This is a genomic window from Williamsia serinedens, from assembly GCF_024171725.1.
Taxonomy (GTDB): domain Bacteria; phylum Actinomycetota; class Actinomycetes; order Mycobacteriales; family Mycobacteriaceae; genus Williamsia_A; species Williamsia_A serinedens.
Map to the genome: position 1 here is coordinate 51,507 of NZ_JAMTCG010000002.1, position 22,759 is coordinate 74,265.

The following is a 22,759-nucleotide window of genomic DNA, read 5'->3' on the forward strand; positions in this document are numbered from 1 at the left end:
CCCTTCGTCGTGTCCGTCACCGCAGGAGGTCCGCCAGGCGGCCGAGGGCGGCGCCGGTCAGCATCTGCGAATGCCCCTCCGGCACGACGGTGACACGCATCCGGGGGAACACCCCATGCCACCCCGACGCGCTGCTCGCGTCGAATCCCGGCTCCACCGAACCCGCCTCGAGGAAGTCGACCGGGACGTCGTCGACGACCGGCAGCTGTGCCTGCGCGATCAGCCGGTCGCTGTCGAGGTAGGTGCGGATCACCGCGGCGATCGCGTCCGACCCCAGCGAGCGGAGCACGTCGTCGTGGCCGGCGAGCACCCGCGCCGCGTCGTCCGTCGACAGCGTGGTGTTTGTCGTCGCGGATTCGATCTCGGCCGGCGGCACCCCGAGCTCCCGGAGCAGCACCGCCAGGGGATCGGCGGCCACGGTCGTCGGGACCGGGGATCCCGGGGCGTGCGCGTCGAGGACGACGAGGCGCTCCACGACGCGACCACGCCGCACGCATTCCGCGACGACGGCCGGGGCGAGGACACCACCGAAGGACCACCCCACGACGACGACCGGACCGTCCCCCACGGAGTCGTCGAGGCGGTCGACCGTCTCCGCCACCACGTCCGCGAAGTCCCCGCCCAGCGCGGCCGGGTCGGTGAGACTCCTCGACTGCAGTCCGACGACCGGGGTGCCTGGTCCCAGTGACCGCGCCAACCCCGCGTATTCCCAGCACATCCCGCTCGCCGGTGGCAGGCACACCACGGGCGTCGCGGTCCCCGCCGTGTTCCATCGCACGACCGGTGCGAGGGCATCCGCCGTCGCGCCGGACAGACCCTGTCGTGCCGCGTCGACGGCATCCGCGATGTCGGCGACCGACGGTGACGCCAGCAGGACCCGGACCCCGATGTCGACACCGAGGACATCGCGCAGCTGGTCGTGGAGTCGCACGAGCGACAACGAGTGACCACCGAGCGCGAAGAAGTCGTCGGTGGGTGAGGAGGGCGTGACCCCCAGTACGCGGCCGATCACCTCGGCGACCTCCCGTCGCGTCCCGGACAGTGCGTCCGACGGGACCGCGTCGCCTGCGCCCTCGGGTTCCGGCAACGCGGCGCGGTCGGTCTTCCCGTTGGGGGTGAGTGGCAGTGCGTCGAGGACGGTGACCGTCGACGGGACCATGTAGGACGGGAGGACCTCGCCCAGATCCCCTCGGACAGCGGCGGTGTCGATGTCGGAGCCGACCACGTAGGCGTCGAGACGCACCGAGCCGTCCGCGATGCGCGCGACGACGACCGCGTCGTCGACGCCGTCGAGACGACGAAGCGCGGCCGTGACCTCATCGGGCTCGACCCGGTGCCCGCGGATCTTGACCTGGTGGTCGGAGCGACCGCGGTACTCGAGGAGCCCGTCTGTCCGCCGACGCACCACGTCACCCGTCCGGTACAGCCGCCCGCCGGGTCCGGCGAGCGGGTGGGCGACGAACCGCGCGGCCGTCAGGTCGGGACGGCGGTGGTAACCGTCGGCGAGCTGCGGACCGCCCAGGTAGAGCTCGCCGACGACACCGTCGGGGACGGGCCGGAGATCGTCGTCGAGCACGACGGCGGTGACCGTGTGCCACGCGGTGCCGATCGACGGTTCGCCTGTGCCGGTCTCGATCTCGGCGGAGGTGGCCCACACGGTCGCCTCGGTGGGCCCGTACATGTTGACCACCTGTGCCGCACGCCCCGCGAGCTCGCCGGCGAGGTCGGCGGGCAGGGCCTCACCTCCCACGGCCACCCGGATCCCCGCGAGATCGACGCCGCGGCCCTCTCGGTCGCGGAAGCGGGTGACCGACGACCACAGCGACGGTGTGGCCTGCGCGACGGTGACCTGGCCCCGGGCGATCACCCCGGCCAGCAGCTCGGGATCGACGACCTCGTCGCGCCGGGCCATCACGACCGTCGCCCCGACCGACAGCGGCACCAGGATCTCCAGGACGGCGATGTCGAACGACACCGTGGTCGTCGCGAGCACGCGGTCGTCGGCACGGATCGGGAACCGGCGGGCAACACCGTCGCGGAACGCGTCGAGTGCCCGGTGCGAGATCACCACGCCCTTGGGCCGGCCGGTCGACCCGGAGGTGTAGATCAGATAGGCCGCGGTCCCGGCACCCCGGCGCGCCCGGTCGTCCGCGCGCGCCACCGGCGACCACTCCTGCTCGCCGAGCAGCCGGACCGGCGCCGACGACCAGTCGACCTCCGCGTCGGCGAGCACCACCGCCGGCTGCGCGTCGTCGACGATGTGGCGCAGACGTTCGGCGGGGACCGCGGTGTCCAGCGGCAGATAGGCCGCACCCACACGGTTCACGGCCGCCAGGGCCACGACGAGACCGACGTCGCGACGGGCCGCGACGGCGACGACGTCTCCTGGCGCGACCCCCAGACCGGTGAGCCGGTCGGCGAGTGCGCGGACCCGCGCGGCGAGGTCGCGGTAGGTGACGGCGTCGTCACCGACCGTCACCGCGACGGTTCCGGGGTGCGCGGCGGCGACGGCCTCCATGTCGCCCACCCACCCCCGTGACACCTCGACGCGCGGGATCCGCACCACGGGCGGGTCGACGGCGTCGAGCGTTGCGATCGAGGCGTCCGGGGCGTCGGGCATGGCCGTCGCGACCCGTGTGATCGCCGATGCCAGCGACTCCATGAGTGACGGCGAGTAGCGGTCGGCGTCGTACTCGACGATCACGTCGATGTCCGCCCCGGCGCCGTGGTCGACGCAGGTGACGTTCACGTCGACCTTGACCTCACGGGGTCCGGCGTCGACGTCCGACACCGGGGACCCGAACAGCGTGTCCCCCGTGTCGCCGCCGCGATCCGACCGGAAGTACCCCAGCATGACCGAGAAGAGCGGTGTCCGGCCGGCGACGCGACCGGGGTTGACCGCGGCCACGACCTCGGCGAACGGAACGTCGGCGTGATCGTGGGCGGCGAGGTCGATGTCGCGCACACGGTCGATGAGTGCGCCGACCCGCGGCCGGTCCACGAGATCGACCCGGGTGACCAGGGTGGAGGCGAAGTACCCCACGACGTCGGTGAGGCGGTCGTCGGCGCGTCCCGATCGCGGTGTGCCGACGACTATGTCGTCGCCCGCCCCGAACGCGCGCAGCACCACGGCGAGTGCAGCGTGCAGCGCCATCCCCGTGGTCGCCGACCGCTGCGCGGCCAGTGCGCGCACCGCGTCGGCCGCCCGGGCGTCGAGACGGGTGGTGACCGTCGCCGCGGGGCGGGAGGTCGCTTCGGGTCGGACCAGGTCGGGACTGACGGTCACCTCGTCGGGGACGCCAGCGAGATGGTCGCGCCACCAGGCGATCTGCGCGTCGGCGCGGGTGGCGCCGCCCACGGACCTCGCCAGCTCGCGCGTCGCCCAGTCGGCCCAGTCGCCGTAGGTGAGGGCGAGCGACCCCAGTTCCTCGCCGCGGTAGGCACGGTCGAGGTCACCGAGCAGCACCGCGTCCGACCACTCGTCGGCCACGATGTGGTGCATCGTCACCAGCAGGACGGACCCGGTGCCGCAGTCGATCTGGGTCACCCGAAGCGGCAGGTCACGGGTGAGGTCGAACGGTCGCGACAACTCTGTGTCGACGACGGACGCCACGTCCTCCGACTCGATCGTCCGGATCTCGACACGGGCCGCGGCGTCCACCGGGTCGAGGGGGACGGCCAGAGCCGTCCCGTCGCGGTCGGCGACGACGCTGCGCAGCGGCGCGTGGCGGGTCATCACCGCGACGACGGCGCGACGCAGGGCGTCATGATCGAGTCGGCGCTGCACCCGGACGGCGATCGGATAGAGGTAGGCGGTGTCCGCCGGGTCGAGTTGCCAGCTCAGCCACAGCTGACGCTGCGCGGGGGACAGCGGGTGCTCCTCGACGTCCGCCCGATGGACGAGAGCGGTCGGGCCGATGCCGACCTCGCCGCCGTCCGCGCCGGCGCCGAGCTCGGACACCCTGCGGGACAGCCGCTCCGGAGTCGGCGCGTCGAAGAGATCGCGCAGCCGCAACCGCACGCCGCACCGCTCCCCGACCAGTGCCAGCAGACGCGTCGCGAGGAGTGAGTGACCACCCAGCGCGAAGAAGTCGTCCTCGGGGCCCACCCGCTCGTCGGTGTCCTCGTCGTCCAATCCGAGTGCCGTCGCGAACACCGCGCACATCCGGCGCTCGGTCTCCGACGTCGCCGCTCGCGACGACCCCGACACCGGGCGCGGTTCCGGGAGCGCGCGGACGTCGAGCTTGCCGTTGACCGTCAGCGGAAGCGCGTCGACGACGGCGTAGACGGACGGCACGAGATGGCTCGGCAGCCGGTCGACGAGCGCCGAGCGGACCCGTGTGAGGAACTCTCCGCCCGTGTCCCCCACCGGGATGACGAACGCAGCCAGTCGCTTTCCCTGGCCGACGCTGTTTCCGTCGATCGCGACCACTGCACCACCGCGGACACCCGGGACATCGAGCAGCGCGGCGGTGACCTCGGCCGGTTCGACGCGGTGCCCGCGGATCTTCACCTGGTCGTCGGTGCGACCGAGGTAGTCGAGGACGCCGTCGGGCCGCTGTCGCACCAGGTCACCGGTGCGGTAGAGGCGGCCACCGTCGATGTCGGCGACGAACGATGCGGCCGTGAGATCGGGGCGGCGGTGATACCCCCGGGCGAGGCCGACCCCACGGATGTACAGCTCGCCCGCGACGCCACGCGGCACAGGGCGCAGCCAGGCGTCGAGGACGACGCAGTCCGTGTTGGTGATCGGCAGCCCGACCGCTGCCCGGTCGGTGTCGTCGGTCCCGATCCCCAGGGTGTTGATCGTGTACTCGGTCGGGCCGTACAGGTTGTAGGCGAGCAGATCCGGCGTCGTGCGGAACTCCTCCCACAGGCGATCCGTCACGGCCTCACCGCCGAGCAGGACCAACCGCGGGACGTGCGGTCCGCGCAGCAACCCCTCGTCGACGAGATGCGTCGCGTACGTGGGCGTGACGTTGATGACGTCGACCTCGTGCTCGGCGCAGTAGCGGACGAGCTCGGCCGCATCGCGGCGCAGGTCCTCGTCGCAGACGTGGACGTGATGTCCCTCGACGAGCCAGAGCAGTTCCTCCCAGCTCATGTCGAACGCGAACGAGACCGTGTGCGCCACGGTCACCGTCGCGTCCGGGCCGTGCTGCGCCCGCAGTCGTGCCACCACCGGCTCGAAGATGGCGCGGCGGTGGTTGATCTGCATGTTCGTCAGGCCGCGGTACGGCGTCACCACGCCCTTGGGCCGCCCGGTCGAGCCCGACGTGTAGATCAGGTACGCCGGATGGTCGAGCGACCGCATCGGCCGGACGGACACGCCGTCGGCCACCGCGGGCACGTCGGACCCGAGGGTCACCACGGGAACGTCACAGGGCGCAAGGCGATCCCGGGAGGTGTCGTCGACGACGACCAGCGTGGGTTGCGCGTCGGCGACGATGTCGGCGATGCGGTCGTCGGGCGCGGTCAGGTCCAGCGGGAGATAGGCCGCCCCGGTGGTCAGCACCGCGAACAGCGCCACCACCATCTCGGTCGACCGGGGCAGCGCCAGTCCTACGACGCGTTCGGGTCCGGCCCCGGCAGCTGCGAGCTGGGCGGCGGCGTCGGAGATCCGTTGCGCCAGCTCGACATAGGTGACGGTGTCCCCGGCACAGGTGAGCGCAGGGCGGTCCGGCGTTCGGCGCGCCTGAGCGAACAGCAGGTCCGCGATGGTCTCGTCGCCGACGTCGACCCGGTCGCCGGCGATGCACGACGGGACCACCGCCGCACCCGCGGACGCGGCCAGCGGGCGTCGGGGTGCGGCCGCGACGGCCAGCAGGGTGGCGTGCAGATCCGCCAGGAGGGCACGCGCGGTCTCGGCGTCCACGACGTCGGGCCGGTACTCGAGCTTGCACCACAGACGACGTCCCGGCATCACGACCCACGTGAGGGGGTAGTGGGTCGCGTCGACGGCGTCGACCGCCGTGATCCCCTGCCGCGCCTCGAGATCGGCGAAGGTGTCGTCGTCGAGGAAGTTCTGCAGGACGTAGAGGCTGTCGAACAGAGGCCCCCGCCCGACCGCCCGCTGGATGTCACCGAGTCCGAGGTACTCGTGGTCCATGGTGGTGACACGGTCGTCGGTGACGGCCCGCATGATCTCGGCGGCGGTGGCCCCGGGGGCGAGCCGCACCCGCAGCGGCACGGTGTTGAGGAAGACGCCGACCACGTCGTCGAGGCCGTCGATGTCGGTCGGGCGTCCCGCCACGGTCGTCCCGAGGACGACGTCGTCGCGTCCGAGGCGACGACCCAGCACCACGGCCAGCGCCGTGCTGACCAGTGCGTGCAGCGTGACACCGGCCGCCCGCGCGCCCCGGGTCAGCGCCGTGGTCTCGTCCTCGGTGAGTTCGACGTCGACGCGTCGCGCCAGGGCCGGGTCGGCCCCGCGGGCCTCGGGGAACAGCAGCGACGGTTCCTCGAGATCCTCCAACAGCCCGCGCCACACCGACTCCGACGCCGCGGTGTCCTGGGCGGCCAGCCACCGCAGGTGGTCGGGCACGGTCGCCGTCGGCCGGGCGAGCTCGGGTGCATTGCCACCGATCCGCCGGGTGTAGGCGTCGAACAGGGCCGTGAGCACTAGTTCTCGCGACCACCCGTCCCACAGCAGCAGGTGATAGGTGAACAGCAACCGGTCGCGACCGCCGGGGAGGTGGACGAGGGTGAGCCGGATGAGGGGCGGCCGGTCGAGGTCGAAGGGCGTCGTGCGGTCGGCGTCGCCGAGTGCCCGCAGACGGTCGTCGAGTGCGGCCGGCGCGACGCCCGTCAGGTCGATCTCGGTCACCGGGACGGACCGGTCGACGACCACCGCGACCTGGCGGTCGGCGGACGGCAGCGTCACCACCCCGACCCGCATCGCCGGGTGCACGTCCATCACGTCACCCATCGCGGCGCCCAGCGCCGAGGCGTCGAGCCGCCGGTCGAGGTCGAACGCGTTCGCCGCGACGTACACGTCGGCGCTGTTCGCCGTCGCCTGGAACCACAGGCCCTGTTGCAGGGGCGACAGGTCCCACACGTCGAGGAGGTCGTCGCCATGGGTCGCCACCAGTGCGTCGAGATCGGACCCCGACAGCTCCGCCTGCGTCCGCCGGGCGCCGGTCGTCGCGAGGCCGATGTCGTCGATCACCGCCGTCAGGGCGTCGTCGAAGCCCCCGATGACGTCGTCGACGTCGCCGCCCCGGACGGTGCCCGGCCGCGGGACGCGGATCGCGATGTGGAGACGGGTGCCCTCCGCGTGCGATCGGCACCACGCGTTGACCTCGAGCAGGTACGGCGTGCCGAGACCCGGGTCCGGCTCGGCGCGCACCGTCTCGTCGGTGGGCGCCCAGTCGCGGTCGACGCCCGCGTGGCCTCGTCCGAGATAGTTCACCATCACCTGCGGAGCCGATCCGCGGGCGAGCACACCGGCGGTGCGCGGGTTGCAGTACCGCAGCAACCCGTGTCCCAGGCCGTCGCCCGGCACCGCCCGGAGGACGTGGGCGATGTCGCGCACCGAGGAGTCGTCGCCAGCCGCGAGCGCCGCACCCGGCAGGCGCACCGGCGCGATGGACGTGCACCATCCCGCGGTCCTGCTGAGGTCGACTTCCTGGAGGTCTCGCCCGTGCCGCTCGACGTCGATCGACAGGTCGCCGGGGCCGCGGACCCGCGAGGCGGCGAGGGCGACGGAGGCGACCAGCAACTCGGTGGCGTCCACGTCGAAGGCGGCCGTGGCCGTGCTCAGGAAGCGGTCGGTCGTGGCCACGTCGAGCACGACCTCGTGCTCGACGGTGTCGCCGAGGGTCAGCGCCACCGTCGCGGCGCCCGGGACGAGTTCCGCGCCCGGCGCGACCTGCGCCGACCAGTGGTCGAACTCGGCAAGACGTGCGGGGCTCGCCGACTGTTCGGTGAGCGCCGACGCGTAGCGCCGCAGCGACGTCGTCGCGGGCGGTGGTGTCACACCCGCCCAGGCGTCGACGAGATCGTCGAGCAGGATCCGCCACGTCACGGCGTCGACCGCCAGGTGGTGGACGGCGAGCACGAGACGTCCCGGCAGGTCCCCGGCGTCGAGGAACGCCGCGGACACCATGACGCCCGCGTCGGGGTCCAGCCCGTCGGCCGCCGTGTCCGATGCCTGCGCCACCGCCGCCTCGCGCTCGTCATCGGTCGCGCCCCGGATCGATTCGACCGTCCACGGCAGCGTCGTGGCCGTCTCGTCGACGCCGCCGTGTGGCGTCACCTCGAGCGACCACAGGAAGGCGTTCGGCCGGTGGAGCCGCTGACGCAGCGCGTCGTGGCGCCGGATGAGGCCGGCGACGCACGCACGCACCCGCTCCGCGTCCGCACCGGCGGGGGTCTGCACCACCACCGCCTGACAGAACCGACGGATGTCCCCGCCGAGCTCGGAGAGCCGGTGGACGATCGGGGTGAGGAGCACCTCCCCCGGATCCGACTCCCCCGACGCGTCGACCACGGGCTGTGCGGGCGCGACGGCGGTCCCGGTGTCCTTCGTCGCCGCGAGCGCACGCGCGGTGCGCAGACGGAAGACATCCTTGGGAGTGATGCTCAGTCCGAACGCCTTCGCCCGGTTGACGAGGGAGATGGCGACGATGCTGTCCCCGCCGAGCGAGAAGAAGTCGTCGTCGGGACCGACGTCGCCACGTCCCACCAACTCGGACACGACGGCGACCAGCCTCGAGACGGGGTCGACGTCGGCCGTCGGACCGTCCGGGACCGGTGGCTCTGCGGAGGAGTCGAGCACGGCGGTGTCGACCACGGCGGTGTCGATCGCGGAGGCCAGTACGGCCGCCCGGTCGACCTTCCCGTTCCCGGTGAGGGGTATCGACTCCACCCGCGCATACCGGACCGGGATCATGTACCCGGGGACGAGAGGTTTTGCGGCGTCGCGGATCTCGTCGTCGGTCACCGCACGGTGGGTGACGACGGCGGCGACGAGCACGTCGCGACCCGTGGTGTCCGGGCCGACGGCCGCCGCCGCGTCGACGACACCGTCGACCGCGCAGAGCGCGTGGTCGACCTCGCCGAGTTCCACGCGGTACCCGCGCACCGAGACCTGCTGATCGGACCGGCCCACGTACACGAGGTCACCGGCGTGGTCGCGGTACGCGAGGTCGCCGCTGCGGTACATCCGCTCCCCCGCCGGGCCCGCGACGAAGCGGGTGGCGGTCAGGTCGGGCCGACCCGAGTACCCGATCGCCAGTTGGTCTCCCGAGACGTAGATCTCACCGATCACGCCGGCGGGGACGGGGCGCAGCACATGGTCGAGGAGTGCGACGTCCAGACCCGCGAGCGGCCGACCGATCACGCCGACACCGGCGGTGGCCGCCGGGCCCGTCTGGTCGTCGGTGACGTGATGCGCCGTGACGTGCACGCAGGTCTCGGTGATGCCGTACATGTTGACCAGTCGGGTCCCGGGGAGAGCCGGCAGTCGGCGTGCGTCGAGCGCCTCGCCGCCGAAGACCACGGTCCGAACGGGAAGCGTTGCCACGTCCACGGTCCCGGCCAGGGCGTGGAACGCCGACGGTGTGTGGCTCAGCAGCGTGACGCCCTGCTCGCGGATCAGCGCGGCCAGCCTCTCCGGGTCACGGCGGTCGTCGCCGTCGACCACCACGAGCCGTCCGCGGTGCGCCAGCGCACCCCAGACCTCCCACACGGAGAAGTCGAACGCGATGCTGTGGAACAGGGTCCACACCTGTCCGTCGAGGTCGACGTGCTCCGCGGCGGAGGCGAACATCGCCGTCACCGACGCGTGCGCCATCTCGACCGCCTTCGGCCTCCCGGTCGACCCCGAGGTGTAGATGAGGTACGCAGGCGAGTCCGGTAGCGGGCACACCGGTGCCGGCAGGCCGCCGGGATCCGATGCACCGGACGACTCTGACACCCCTGCCCCCGCGACGTACACCGCCACACCGCCGGGAACCGGGACGCGCGACCGCGTGCCCTCGGTGACCACCAGGACGTCGGGTGCGGCGTCGGTGACGATGTACCGCAGGCGATCCGCCGGTGACTCGATGTCCAGGGGCACCGCCGCCGCGCCGCTGCGGGCGACGGCCACCATGGCGACCACGAGATCGACACCGCGCGGCATCGCGACGGCGACGCGTCCACCCGGGCGTGCACCGACCGAACGCAGCGCGGACGCGAATGCCGCACTGCGACGGTCGAGGTCGCGGTAGGTCAATGACTCCGTACCGTCGGTGAGGGCAACGGTGTCGGGGACCGTGTTCACCGCCGACAGGAATGCGTCGACCACAGTCGACGGGGCACGCGTCGCCCGACCGCCGATCATCGACGCGTCGTCACGGGTGAGTGCGACGTCGGCGAGTCGCCTGTCCGGCATCGCGATCCAGTCGTCGACGACCACGGTGACCGCGTCGGCGAGCGACCGCGCCGTCGTCTCCGACACGACGGCGGCGTCGTACTTGATCTCGTAGGTCGTCGACTCGCCGGGGAACACGACCAGCGACACCGGGTAGTGCGGGGTGTCGACACCGGTGAAGCCCGTCACCGACAGCGCATCCGGATCGTCACCGCCTCCCGCAGGGTCCACGTCCGGGAAGTTCTCGACGACCACCATGGAGTCGAACAGAGACGTCTGACCGACGATCCGGCCGATGTCGGCCAGACCGATCTGCTGGGCGTCCATGACCTCGGTCTGGGTGTCGGCGACGGCACGGACCACGTCACCGAGTCGCGCCGACGCCGGCACCGCCACGGGCAGCGGGTTGGTGTTGATGAGCAGACCGACGACGCCGGTGACGTCGAGGGTCGTCCCCGCCCGCCCGGACACGGTCGAGCCGAACACGACGGTGTCCTGCCCGGTGAGGCGACCGAGCACGACGGCCCACGCGGCATGGACCACCGCGCCGAGTGTCACGCCACGACTGCGCGCCGCTGCGGTCAGCGCGGCCGACGGCGCCGTCGTCGAGACGCTCCGGAAGCCGTTCTCTCCGTGCGTCGTGCGCGGCAGGGCCGGCGCGAGGAGAGTCGGTGCGGCCTGCGGGCCGAGGACGTCGGTGAGGACCGTCCGCCATGTCTCGCGGGCGCTGTCCGGATCGCCGGCCGCGACGGTCTCGACGTGATCGGGCCATCCGACGGCGGGCCGGGGCAACGCCTCGTCGAGGCGGTATGCCTCGACGAGGTCGGCGAAGACGAGCGGGTACGACCACCCGTCCGCGAGCGCGTGGTGCATCGTCTGGACGAGTCGGTGCTCGGTGTCGCTCAGCGACACGAGGGTGAACCGGACGGGCGGTCGGGCGGCGAGGTCGAGCGGGCGACGCAGCTCCGCCGCCGCGATCCTGTCGGCGGCAGTGGCAGGGGCGGTGTCATTGTCGGGGGTGCCGCGCAGGTCGTGGTGGTCGAGATCGACGGTGTCCGCCGGGTCCACGACCTGGACGACCGCCCCCCGTTCCGTCGCGACGAACCGGGTACGCAGCGCGTCGTGGCGTGCCACGACCGCGGTGAGGGCGCGACGCAGACGGGCGACGTCCACCGCGCCGACGAGGTGCGCGGTCTGCTGCACGACGTACGGGTCGCCCGGCGTGGTGACCGTGTCGCCGTCGGCCAGCAGCATCGAGTGCGCGTACATGCCCGCCTGCAGCGGGAGCATCGGGAGCACGGCCACCGGCGCTCCGCCCTCGCCGGCGAGGGCGGAGAGGTCGCCGGCGCTGAGCGACACCAGCGGGAAGTCCGATGGCGTCGCGCCCCCGATGGGGGCACGGACGAGTGCCCGCAGCGCGGTCATCCACCGCTCGCCGAGATCGGCCATCGCCGCCTCGCCCTCGGCTGTGTCACCGTCCAGGATCCCGTCGGGCCACATCAGGTCGACGACGAGCCGGCCGTCCACCCCGATCTGGGCCGTGATCTCCAGCGCCGCCGAGGGATTCGACGGGTCGACACCCTCCCGCAGTGCGCCGATCCCGTCGACCGGTGCCCAGTCGCCACCGGTACCGGACGACCCGTCGAGCCGTCCGAGGTAGTTCATGAGGATCTCCGGCGCCGGGCCCTGCAGTGCGGGGTGCCGATGAACGTGCCGCAGCATGCCGTACCCCAGGACCCCGACGCCTCCGCCGGTGCCCGGGGTCGAGCGGATCTGTTCCTTCACCGACTTCACTGCGCGGTCGAGGGCCGCGTCGGCGTCGATCACCTCCGGCCAGTCGACGTCACCCGCGTCCACCGCGACGGGGTGGATCGCGGTGAACCAGCCGATCGTCTCGGCGAGATCGACACCCGTGCCGGTGTCACCCAGCGCCTCGGGGCGTCGCCCGTGCCCCTCGAGATTGACCAGCAGGCGGCCGTCGGTGTCACCGGTTCGCTGCGTGCGCCACGCCCGCACCGCCAGGGACAGGCCCGCCAGCAGCAGGTCGTCCACGGTGCCGTTGACGGCGGCGGGCACACGGCCGACGAGGTCGGCCGTTGCTGCGCTGTCGAGGCTGACCCGGACAGTCCGCGTCGTCGCGATCGTGTCCCGCGCCGGATCCACCGGCCTGTCGCCGAACGGGACAGCCGGGGCGAGCACGCGCTGCCACCCCGCCGCCTGATCGGTCACGACCTCCGGCCGGAGGGCGTCGGTCAGGAGTTCCGCCCAGCGGCGAAAGGAGGTACCGGTCACCTCCAGATGCGCGGTACCGCTGTCGCGCAGGGCCTCCCAGGCACGGGCGAGGTGATCGACGATGATGCGCCACGAGACGCCGTCGACGACGACGTGGTGGACGACGAGCAACAGTTGTCCTGCGTCGGTCTCGGTCGACGGGTACCACGCCGCGGTGAGCATGCGCCCGCCGCGAGGGTCGAGCGCGGCCGCGCGCTCGGCGATCGCGGCGTCGAGTCGCCCTCCTCCGAAGTCCTCGGCCACCGTCCGGACGTCGACGGGTGCGGACTGCCCGGGGACCTCGTCGACGACGAGGGTCCAGTCGTCTCCCCCGACGACTCGCGCACGCAGCAGCGGGTGACGATCTCGCAGCGCGCCGAGCACCGCGACGAGGTCGTCGTGGTCCATCCCGATCGGTGTCCGCAGCACCATCGACTGATAGAAGGAGTCGAGAACCGTTCGGGCGTGCACGGTCTCGGCGAGCATCGGTGTGGCCGGGATGGTTCCGGTGCCCGGGTCGTCCACCGATTCCACAGCGTCGACCGACACCGACGCGGCAGCGATGGCCAGCACGGTGCGGCGACGGAAGACGTCCCGGGGCGTGACGCGCACACCACGGGCCGCGGCCCGACTGGCCAGCGTGATGGACGAGATGCTGTCGCCCCCGAGGGCGAAGAAGTCGTCGTCGAGGCCCACCGCGCCGGTGCCGAGCACCTGCGCGACGACCTCGGCGACGACGCGTTCGGCCTCGGTTCGCGGCGCGCGGAGATCACCTCGGACAGGGGCGACGGGCTCCGGCAGTGCGGCGACGTCGAGTTTGCCGTTCACGGTGAGCGACAGGTCGTCGACGATCCCGTACCGCGCGGGCACCATGTATGACGGCAGCGTCGCCGCCACCGCGTCCCGGATCCGTGTGATGACGTCGGCGTTCTCCCCCGGCGCGGGGGCCGACGTGGGGATGACGTAGGCGACCACCGTCTTCCGACCGGGGACCTCCGCGTCGGCGCGGGCGACGACGGCGCAGCGACGGACCCCGTCGAGCGCCGCGATCACCGACTCGATCTCGCCGAGCTCCACCCGGTAGCCCCGGATCTTCACCTGGTCGTCCGCGCGGCCGAGGTAGTCGATGATGCCGTCGGGACGGCGCCGGACGAGGTCACCGGTGCGGTACATGCGGCCGCCGGACCCGAGGGGGTCCGCGACCATCGCCGCCGCGGTCAGATCGGGCCGGCCGTGGTACCCGCGTGCCAGTCCGGCACCGGCGATGTACAGCTCGCCGACGACACCGTCGGGGACGGCGCGCAACGCGCAGTCGAGGACGCGGGCCGCGGTGTTGTGGATGGGACGTCCCACGGTCGGGGTGACGCTCTCGTCCGTTCCCGCACCGAGGGTGTTGATCGTGTACTCGGTCGGGCCGTACAGGTTGTACCCGACAACCCCGTCGGTGTCGCGCAGCGCATCCCAGACGGCATCGGTGACCGCCTCGCCACCGAGGAGCACCAGGGACGGCACGTGCGTCCCGGTCAGCAGTCCCTCCTCGATGAGGTGGTGGGCGTAGGTGGGCGTCACGTTGATGACGTCGACCAGGTTGTCCGTGCAATACCGGACCAGCCCGGGGGCGTCGCGGCGCAGTTCCTCGTCGCAGATGTGGACGGTGTGCCCCGCGACCAGCCAGAACAGTTCCTCCCACGACATGTCGAACGAGAACGAGACCGTGTGGGCGACCGCGAGCACGTCCCGGCCCGAGCGCGCGACGGTCGGTGTGAAGATCGCCTCGTCGTGGTTGGCGTACATGTTGGTGAGGCCGACGTACGGCGTCACCACACCCTTCGGCGTCCCCGTGGACCCGGACGTGTAGATCAGGTAGGCGGGGTGCTCCAGACGGTCCCGCCCCGACGCGAACGTGCCGAGTTCGTCGGCCCGGATCGGTGAGTCGTCGAGACGTTCGAGCGTCACCGTCACCGCATCGTCGCCGAGATCGACGATGTGGCAGCCGGACTCGCCCGCCGCCAGGACGACCGGGCGCTCCGCGGAGTCGGTCACGATGATGCGCGGGGCCGCGTCGTCGACGATCGTCCTCAGACGGGTGACGGGATGATCGCGTTCGAGCGGGAGGTAGGCGGCCCCGGTCCGCAACACCGCGAACAGCGCGACCACCATGTCGGTGGTCCGCGGCAGGTCGAGCGCGACGACCACCTCGGGCCCGGCGCCGCACGCGAGCAACATCCGCGCCATCCGCGTAACGCGGGCGTCGAGCTCGCGGTAGTCGATCCGCTCGTCCCCGGCGACCAGCGCGGTGACGTCGGGGACGAGTGCCGCACGGGCGCCGAGCATCTCGGCGATCGTCACCGGTTCGATGTCGTGCTGCGGTGGCCGGACGTCTGTGTCGTCGTCCTGCAGTCGTACTGCGCCGACCGCGCGCGCGGTGTCGGCGGTCATCTGCGTCAGAGCGAGCTGCAGTGCGCGGACCATGCGTGCCGCCGTGTCGGGCGCGACCGAACCCGGCCGGTACTCGAGCTTCACGCCGATCCGCGCCCCGGGGGTGAGGACCCACGTGATCGGGAACGCGGTGGTGTCGCGGTAGTCGACGTCGACGATGCCGTGTCGCGACTCCAGATCGGTGAACGTGTCGTCGGCGAGGAAGTTCTGCAGCACGAAGAGCGAGTCGAACAGCGTCGCACCGGCGTCGCCCGCGGCGGCGCGGGTGATCTCGGCGAGTCCGATGTGGTCGTGGGCCATCATCGCGATGCGCTGGTCGGCGGCGTCGACGATCACGTCCGCGACGGCGCGGCCCGCGCGCACGTCGAGTCGCGCGGGCACCGTGGTGAGGAACGGTCCGACAGTGTGCTCGACACCGGTGACATCGCCGGGCCGCCCCGCGACCGTCACGCCGATGACCACGTCCGACGTCCCGGCGTGCAGTCCGGTCACGACGGCCAGTGCGGCGGTCAGGACGGCGTTCTCGGTCACACCGAGGTCGCGGGCGCTGGCGGCGACAGCCGCGGACAGCTCCGCGTCGATCGTCGCGAAGAGCTGGCGGGGATCACCGTCCGGACCGTGGTCGTGCGCGGCGAGGGTTGGCTCCGCCACCGACCCCAGCAGATCGCGCCAGGCGGTGCGTGCACCGTCGTCGTCGCGCTGCTGCAGCCATTGCAGGTACCGCGGGAAGGGTGCGGGGACCACGGCGTCCGAGGCGGGTGCGGGTGCGCCGTCGAGGTGGGACTCGTATCGGGAGAACAGGTCTCGCAGTACGAGCTCCCGGGACCAGCCGTCGAAGAGCAGGAAGTGGTAGGTCAGCAGCAGACGGTCCGTGCCGTCGGGCATCGCGACGACCGCGGCCCGGATCAGCGGGGGGACGTCGAGTGCGAACGGCCGGGCGCGGTCGGCGTCGACGACGCTGCGGAGCGCGGAGTCCGCGCGCGCGGATTCCAGGCCGGCGAGGTCGTGCTCGGCGACGACCACCGCCGCGGAGCCGGCCACCACGGCGACGACGGGGGTCGCGGCGGGGTCGTCGGACCGGGTCGGGTGGAACGACACGCGGAGCTGCGGGAGTGCCGCGACCATGTCGGACAACGCCGACCGCAGGGCGTCGACATCGACGCGACGGTTCAGGGTGAAGACGTTCTGCGTCAGGTACGTCGTGTCGTCTGGCCCGGCCGCAACGCACTCGGTGTAGACGCCGCGCTGCAGCGGCGTCAGCGCCCAGAGGTCGTCGAGGGCGAACGACACCGCGGCCGTCAATCGCTCGCGGTCGGCATCGGGGAGGGTGACGGTCGCGAACGGTGCGACGTCCCCGTCGGCCGTCCGCTCCGCCCGGGTGAGGCGGGCGGCGATGCCGGCGACGGTGCGCCCCCGGAAGACGTCCTCCCCGGTGGCCGCCCATCCCCGGCGCGTGAGGTGGCCGATCACCCGCACCGCGACGATGCTGTCGCCGCCGAGCTCCAGGAACTCCGCGGTCGCGGAGACCGACGGCAGACCGAGGACGCCGGCGACGACCTCGGCGACGTCGCACTCGGCATCGCCCGTGGGGGCGACGTACGTCTTGCTCGTCCGGGCGTCGCGGGCCGCGGCGAGCAGCGCCACCAGCGCGGTGCGATCGCGTTTGCCGTTCGGCAGCAGAGGGATCGAGTCGGTGACCGCGACAGCCGTCGGCACGGCGTGTGCCGGCAGTGTCTCCGCGACGGACGCGCGGACACCCGACGGGTGTACGTCGCCGACTACCACCGCCTCGAGCGCCGGTGTCGCGAGCACCACCGCCTCACGCACACCGTCGACGCGGCACAGGGCCGCCTCCACCTCACGCGGCTCGACGCGGAACCCGCGGATCGAGATCTGGTCGTCGTCACGGCCGGTGAAGACCACGCGTCCGCTCGCGTCGACCCACCCGCGGTCGCCGGTGCGGTACAGCAGCGTGCCGGGTGCCGCGCCCGGTCGAGGGTCGGCCACGAATCGGGTCGCCGTCGCGGCCGGGTCACCGAGGTAGCCGCGGGCGAGTTGCCCACCGGCGACGACGATGTCACCGATGACGCCAGGGGGCGCCTCGGACAACAGGTGATCGAGGACGACCACGTCGCTGCCCGGCACCGGGGTGCCCAGGGTGATGTCGTCGGCGTCGTCGATCTCGGTCACCAGCACGTCGCCGGCGACCTCGGACGAGCCGTATGAGTTGACGATCACCGCGGACGGCGTGCCCGCCGCGATCGCCTCGACGGTGGACGGCTCGAGTGCCTCGCCGCTCAGGATCCACCGTCGGACGGTCGTGAGGCGGTCGCCGAATTCCCCTGCCAGCACGCGTGCCAACGACCCGACGGCGACGAGTTGATCGGCCGCGGTGTCCTCCACGAGGCGGGCGAGATCGGCGCCGTCCCGGCGTCGGTCGTCGTCGGCGAGGACCACGGTCGCGCCGGAGGTGAGCGGGGTCAGCAGTTCGGTGGCGCCGTCGATGAACGCCCAGGAACTCTTCGCCAGCCATGTCGATGCCGCCCAGCGGCGTCGACCCCAGGCCAGCCGGTCGGCCAGCGCGCCGTGCGGCAGCACCACGGCCCGCGGTGTCCCGGTCGACCCGGAGGTGAAGACGACGAGTGCCGCGTCCTCCCGGGTCAGGTCGACCGGCGACGTGGTCACGGACCCGACGTCGACGCCGGGGTCCGCACACGCGTCGATGTCGAGAACGGTGGCGGCCGAATCCGGTACCGACACAGCGGCGGTCGTGACGATCACCCGCGGCTCGGCAGTGTCGACCATGAGGCGGATACGGTCGGCGGGGTAGGTTATGTCGACCGGCATGATGGCGGCGCCGACGGCGGTCACGGCGCACATCGCGGCGATCGCGTCCGGGGTGCGTGGGAGCATCACCGCGACGACCGACCCGCGACCGGCACCCGCGGACCGCAGCGCCGCCGCGATCTCGCCGGCGCGCGCGGCGAGGTCGGTGTGCGTCCACCGCAGGTCACCCTGGACGACGGCGACCGTGTCGGGATGTGCGGCTGCCGCGTCGGCGAGCGCCACCGGCAGCAGGGTCGCGTCGACGGCTCCGACGGCCGCGGGTGCGGTCGCGGGCAGGGCACGGATCCGGGCCGGGGTGGTCCCCGGGTCGGCGACGACGGCGGCCAGTGTCGCGACCACCGCGGATGCGACGTGGTCCGCCAGACCGTCGGACACGACGGTGCGGTCGTTGGTGACGGTGACGCGGATGTCGGAGTGCACCGACACCATCACGGTGAGCGGGTAGTGCGGGGCCTCGACGACACGCACCGCACCGAGACGGATGTCCTCCGACGGCGTTCCGTCGCCGTCGATCTCGTCGTCCCGACGACCGGGGAGGTTCTCGATCACCAGCAGGGAGTCGACGAGATCGCCCCTTTCACCGATGATCTGAGCCACCTCGGCGAGGGGGATGTGTTGGTGGTCGATCACCGTGAGCTCGGCGGCCGCGTGAGCACGCGCCGTGTCCGCGACGGACGTCCCGGGATCGACCCGGACGCGGGTGATCACCGTGCTCACCAGCATGCCGACGATGTCGTCGACGCCGGCGAGGTCGCCACCACGCCCGGACACCGCCGACGCGAACGTGACGTCGGCGGTCCCGCTGACACGGCCCAGGACGATCGCCCAGGCGGCCGTGACGATCGCACTCGGGGTGACCCCGACGGACCGCGCCGTCCCGGCGACGTCCCCGTCGAACCGCACCGTGCGACGGCCGTGGCGTTCGTCGCCCCGGTTCGGCTCGACGCCGGGCCCGTCGGCGGAGGCGATGCGTGTGGGCGCGTCCAGACCGTCGAGGTACTGCGCCCACGCCGCGCGGTCGGCGGGGACGTCCCGACGGCCGAGCCACTCCAGGTGGCGGTCGATGCGCGCCGGGGACACCCCCGTCGACCCGTCGCGGTAGGCGGCGGCGATGTCGTCGAGGACGATCGGTACGGACCACCCGTCGGCGACGATGTGGTGGACCGTCTGCACCATCGTGTGCCGCTCGGGGGTGTGGGAGACCATCGCGAACCGCATGAGCGGCGCCTTCTCGAGCACGAAGCCGCGATCCCGCTCCTCGTCGGCCACGGCGTCGACGTCCGTGACCGCGTCGCCGTCGATCCAGCGGACCTCGGTCGGCGGGACGGGGGCGATCACGGCGACCGGCGTGCCGTCCGAGGTCGCGACGACGGCCATCGACAACGCCTGGTGGCGTCGCACCACGCCGTCGATCGCGGCACGGAACCGGACCCGGTCGAGGTCACCGTGGACGTCGACGATCTGCTGCACCACGTAGGGGTCGTGGTCGGCCTCGTACGTCGAGCGGAACCAGATCCCCTGCTGCACCGGGGTCAACGGCAGCACCGTCTGCACCGCCGGGAAGCGTGACTCGATGTCACGGATGTCGTCGTCGGTGAGAGAGACCAGCGGGAAGTCCGACGGCGTGTGGCCGGTCACCGTGGGGTCGGCGGCGATCGCCCGGAGCGCCTGGGTCCACAGTTCGGCGAGCCGCTCGACCGCACCCGCGCCGACCGCGCCTGCGGGCCAACTGATCACGGCGCGCAGCCGGGGCCCGTCGGCACGGTCGACCGCCTCGGCGTTGACCTCGATCAGCCGCGGGAGCGGCATCGTCGCGGCCCGGTCCTCCCACACCGCGGAGGAGTCGACGGACACGATCGACCACGGCGTCCGGTCGGGTGCATCGAGAGAGAAACGACCGAGGTAGTTGAACAACACCTGCGGGGCGCACGCGATGTCGGCGCCCGCCAGGTGTCGGAGAACGCCGTAACCCACACCGTGCGAGGGCGTCCGGCGGAGCTGCTCCTTCACCGAGCGGACAATCGAGCCCATCCCGGCGGCGCTGTCCACGGTGACCCTCGCGGGGAACAGCGTGGTGAACCACCCGACGGTCCGCGAGAGGTCGGTGGGTCCGGAGATGCCCCCGTCGGGGTCGACGGCGTCGGCCTCGCGGCCGTGCCCCTCGAGTTCGAGCAGCACCTCATCGTCACCGAGGGCGATGCCGCGCTCGGAGCGCCAGCGGAGCACCGCCAGCGCCAGTGCGGCGATCATCGCGTCGTCGGCGCGTCCGTGGATCGCGTCCGGGACGACGGAGAGGAGCCGGTCGGTGTCGGAGGGGTCCAGCTCGACGACGAGCCGCCGTTCGGTGGCGACGGTGTCGACCGTCGGGTCGAGCGGACGGTCGCCGAGCGGTTCCTCTGCACCGCGGGCGACCGCTTGCCAGTGCGCCGTCTCCGACGCGAACACGCCGTCGGCGGCCGCGGTCCGCAGACGGGCCGCCCAGTCACGGAAGGAGACAGGGACCTCCGCGAGGACGGCGGAGCCGCGGCCGCGGAGGGCGGCGTGGGCGGCCGCGAGGTCCTCGGCGACGACGCGCAGCGCGATGCCGTCGACGACGACGTGGTGCCCGACGACGACGAGCAGTTGGTGGTCTCGCAGCCAGACGACGACGAGCATCCGCCCGACGGTCGGGTCGAGACGGGTCCGGGCGTCCTCCCACGCCGACCGGACCGCCGCATCACGGTGCGGGGCGGCGGATGTCGGGAGCACGACGACCTCGGGGGCGCCGACGGACTCCGGCACCGTCATCGCCGCAGCGTGTCCGTCCGTCGACGCGCGCAGCATTCCGTGCCGCTCGACCACAGCCGTCACGACTGCCCGGAGGTCGGATTCGGTCAACCCCTCCGGGGTGGTGAGCACGATCCCCTGGGCGAAGCCCGACAGGACGTCGGCGTCGCCTGCGATCTCGTCGAGCCAGGCGGTGATGGGAGTGGGGCCGACGGGCCCCTCCTGTGGCACGGCCTGCCGATCGGCGGTCACGTCGAGTTCGACCAGCATGGGGGCCAGCGCCCGCGGAGTGCGGTGGGCGAACATCTCGCGGGGGCGCAGCGCGTAGCCCTGCGCCCGCAATCGCCCGACCACCCGGATGGCCACGATGCTGTCGCCGCCGGCGGCGAAGAAGTCGTCGTCGACCCCGACCTCGGACCGGTCCAGCACGTCGGCGAACACGCGGCACAGCACCGACTCTCGCGCCGTCGTCGGTGCGACCACCGGTGCGGCCCGTCGGCCCCCCGCTTCGCGGGCGCGGGCGGTCAGTGCTGTGCGGTCGACCTTGCCGTTCGTGGTTGTCGGCATCGCGTCGAGCAGGTGGATCTCGCCGGGCACCATGTACTCCGGGAGCCGGTCGGCGGCCCACGCGGAGATCCCCGCGGCGTCGTCCGCGGGGCCGCGGGCGGTGGTCGTCACGAAGGCGACGAGGGTGGAGTCCCGCACGATCACCGCCGCAGACCGCACCTGCGGGTGGTCGGCGACGACCGACTCGATCTCCTCCAGTTCGATCCGGCGGCCACGGATCTTGACCTGGTTGTCCGCCCGCCCGAGGAACTCCAGTGCCCCGTCCTCGGTCCACCGCGCGAGGTCGCCGGTGCGGTACATCCGAGACCCGGTGTCGTCGAACGGGTTCGCGACGAACCGGGACGCGGTGAGTCCCGGCGCGCCGACGTACCCCCGGCCGAGCAGGAACCCTGCTGCGTACAGCTCACCACCCACACCGGGGCCGACCGGGCGGAGGTCCTCGTCGAGGACATAGAGCTGCGTGTGGGGGTTCGGCGATCCGATGGACGTCGCGATCCGCTCGGCGACGTCGCGGTAGATCACATGCGACACACCGATCGTCGCCTCGGCCGGTCCGTATCCGTGGTAGAGCGTCGTGTCGAGGTGGGCCCGGAACCGGCGGAACAGGTCGGGGGTGAGCACCTCCCCGCCGCACCAGACGTGGCGCAGACCCCGGAGCGACGAGCCGGACAGCGACGGGGACCCGCCGGCGGGCCCGTCGAGTTCGAGCAGCGCGTCGAGCATCGACGACACCAGGTAGACGAACGTGACGCCGTGGCGCGCGATCGTGTCCAGCAGGTACTCGGGGTCGCGCTCCCCGTCCGGACGCGCCACCACGACCCGTCCCCCCGACACGAGCGGCAGCAGGATCTCGTTGATCGCGATGTCGAAGGCCAACGGCGCCTTGAACAGCGACGCGTCGTCGGTCCCGAAGTGCAGGATCTCGTCGCGCTGCCACCGGAGCCGTTCGCAGATCGCCTCGTGCCGGATCATCGACCCCTTCGGGGTACCGGTGGATCCCGAGGTGAACACGATGTAGGCGAGACGGGCACCGTCGACGGTCGCTAGATCCTCGGCGGGCCGCTCGCGGATCGTCCAGTGCGCGAGGTCGACCGTGGTCGTCGACACCTCCCAGTCCCCGGCGTCGTGCTGCCCGACGAGGGCGTGCACGATGCGGGCGTCCCTCGCGGTGCGCATCCGTCGCTGCTGCGGCCAGCTCGCGTCGACGGGGACGAACGCACCCCCGGCGACCATCGTGGCGAGCACCGCGACCACCATCTCGGCGCTGCGGTGCATGCCGATCGCGACGACGTCCTCGGCGCCGACGCCCGCCGCGCGCAGGTGCGCCGCGAGGTCCTCGACCCGCTCACCCAGGTCTGCGTACGTCAAGGTGTGGGTCTCGTCGACCACCGCGACCGCGTCGGGGGTGGCCACGATCTGCCGGCGGAGGAGGTCCGGGACCGTCGATCGTGTCGCCGGCTGCGACCGGTCGTTCCACTCGTCGAGACGGGCCAGCACATCCGCGATCTGCAT

1 protein-coding gene is annotated in these 22,759 nt (G+C 72.6%); it reads right to left on the reverse strand.

Annotated features, from left to right (window positions below; all coding sequences use genetic code 11):
* Window positions 1-16 precede the first annotated feature (16 nt).
* Complete coding sequence (locus LX12_RS03885) at window positions 17-22,759, reverse strand: non-ribosomal peptide synthetase (RefSeq protein WP_253653232.1); 22,743 nt, start codon at window positions 22,757-22,759, stop codon at window positions 17-19.